Origin of the sequence: Caballeronia sordidicola (assembly GCF_002220365.1) — a bacterium.
In the GTDB taxonomy this organism is placed as follows: Bacteria; Pseudomonadota; Gammaproteobacteria; order Burkholderiales; family Burkholderiaceae; genus Caballeronia; species Caballeronia sordidicola_C.
Genome location: NZ_MTHB01000307.1, coordinates 1 through 2,354, shown reverse-complemented (window position 1 = coordinate 2,354; position 2,354 = coordinate 1). Strand labels below are relative to the sequence as shown.

The window sequence follows — 2,354 nt, the reverse complement described above, 5'->3', positions numbered from 1 at the left end:
AACGAGGTCCCGAATGGGCAAGGCGGCGTGCTGGTCATCAGAAAGCCCTGGCCGTCGATGATCCGCACCGTCTGGGGCAACCCGGAGCGCTTTCGCAAGGGCTACTACCCTGATGAACTGGGAGGCACCCTGTATCTCGCCGGAGATGGCGCGATTCGCGACGCGGACACGGGTTATTTCACGATCACCGGCCGCGTTGACGATGTGCTCAATGTATCGGGTCATCGCATGGGCACGATGGAAATCGAGTCGGCCCTTGCAGCATGCCCGCTGGTTGCTGAAGCGGCGGTCGTTGGCCGCCCCGATGAAACCTTCGGCGAAGCGATCGTTGCATTCGTCGTGCTGAAGGGCCCACGGCCCACCGGTACCGACGTAAAGCGCATAGCCGACGAGTTGCGAGCGTGGGTCGGCAAGGAGATCGGTCCGATTGCAAAACCAAAGGAAATCCGCTTCGGCGATGCGATGCCGAAGACGCGTTCCGGCAAGGTCGTGCGCCGTATGCTGCGCTCGGTCGCGAAGGGCGAGGCAATCTCGCAAGATACATCGACCATCGAGAATCCGCAGGTGATCGCGCAGTTCGCCGACCCGGCTTAACCGTCGCTTAGAGACCGCATACCGAGAACGTTCAACCCTAAGCTTGCGTTGCGCGGCCGTTGATTCATGAAGACTGCCGTGCGACAGATTTTGCTTCCCTCAGGAGACCTCATCATGAACTTCAAGACACCCAACCCCGCGTCGCTCGGGCTCGCCGGATTTGCTCTGACAACCTGGCTGCTCAGCATGATCAACGCCGGCTGGTTCACAGGCGATTCAATGGGCATGGTACTCGCTGTCGCCTTCGCTTACGGCGGCACGGCACAGGCATTAGCCGGACTCATGGAGATACCGCGCGGCAACACGTTCGGCGCCACCGCTTTCCTCAGCTACGGGGCATTCTGGTGGTCGCTCGCGCTTTTTGTGCTGTTCCTGCACGACAAGGTGCCGGCCGCCTTTATTGGCTGGTACTTATTCCTGTGGGGCGTATTCACGCTGTATATGTGGGTCGCGACATGGCGCTCGGCGCGTGCACTGCAATTGGTGTTCTTCGTCTTGTGGATCACCTTCTTCGTGCTGGCCGCAAGCGAATGGACTGGTCTCGTGTGGCTGCATCACGCGGGTGGTTATTGCGGTCTCATCACAGCGGCGCTCGCGTTCTATCTGTCCGCGGCGGAAATCATCAACGAGGTGCACGGGCGCAGCGTACTGCCTGTCGGGACAAGCGACACAGCAATCCTGGTACAAGTATCGCTTGGCTCGACCGACAACCTGCAACAGAGCTGATGAGCGTGCCCGGTGGCGCCCCAAGGCAGTTGCACTAAACGTTAACAAGCCGTTTTTATAACCCGGCGCCACCTCGCAGCCACGCTTGCCTTGGACATCGGAAGAGCGCGGCACGCAGCATACAATGCCTCTGCCAGGAAGTGAAAACAACAGAGAACTATGTGATCCTTTCGAACGATAAAGCGCCATTCATCCGCACACCTTTCCTGCGCCTGCAATGGAAACAAATTCCGATGAGCGTGTGTTGCACTGCGCGGTGTGCAGATTTTTTTTCCCTCGTGTTCCGCGAAAATAATCGTCACCACATCGCACTTTGACTAGCCTCGGTCGCCAAAGGAATCACTCAGGTTTGCCAAGTGATTGAAAGCCCGTTCCCAATCTCGCCTGGTTGCTGCGGAACCCGCTTGAAACGAGAGCATGCAGATCTATGGTCCACCCCATTTTTGCAACCCAGACACTTGACACTGCTTAATGAGGCGTCCCGGTTCTGGATGTGCGCCGTTAAACGCAGGTTGTGGCTCACGTCAGTGTTCAACTGATCGCGCGTCGCGGCAGGCTTATAGTAAAAGCGCAGCCAGTATCCGGGATGTCCCGAACACTGAGAACACCGTCGCTTGCTTCCACATTTTGGCGGGCGATCGAAAGTCCCAGCCCTAGGCCTGTTCTGTCAACGCCGTTTTGCCTAAAAGGATCGAACATGCTAAGTGTTCAGGAAAAACGGATTTCAAATTCCGAGCCATAGCCGCCGAGCAGCTTGGCGATCTCTGTATCGATGGTTTCCTTCGTCCAGGTGACGAAGCGCCGCCAGTGATACTTGGCGTGTTTCCAGACGATTTCGATCAAGTTCAGCTCGGGACTGTACGGCGGCAGATAGAAGAGCACCATCCGATGGTCGAGAAACCAGCGGTCGATGGTTTGCTGATCGATGTTGTGATGAATCGAGGCGTTATCGAGCACCACCACAGTCATCAGGCCGGGCGCGCCTTCCTGCGCGACTTGATCAAGAAACCGGATGACGTCGGGACGCTTGATGG

The 2,354-nt window shown here is 57.6% G+C and carries 3 protein-coding genes and 1 pseudogene; 2 read left to right on the top strand and 2 right to left on the bottom strand.

Features of this window, described 5'->3' with window-relative positions; translation table 11 throughout:
* Positions 1-594 (top strand): AMP-binding enzyme (locus BSU04_RS45095; RefSeq protein WP_144021555.1); only part of this gene is annotated, 594 nt, incomplete at its 5' end.
* Positions 595-708: 114 nt separating this feature from the next.
* Positions 709-1,320 (top strand): acetate uptake transporter, encoded by a 612-nt coding sequence (locus tag BSU04_RS45090; protein WP_089166633.1) that lies wholly within the window; start codon positions 709-711, stop codon positions 1,318-1,320.
* 531 nt (positions 1,321-1,851) lie between these two features.
* Here BSU04_RS45090 and BSU04_RS48470 read toward each other — a convergent pair.
* Positions 1,852-2,019: pseudogene (locus tag BSU04_RS48470) on the bottom strand (ATP-binding protein); the annotation flags it as partial.
* Positions 2,020-2,028: 9 nt separating this feature from the next.
* On the bottom strand, positions 2,029-2,354 hold a 326-nt coding region (locus BSU04_RS45080), incomplete at its 5' end, for a transposase (RefSeq protein WP_089159792.1).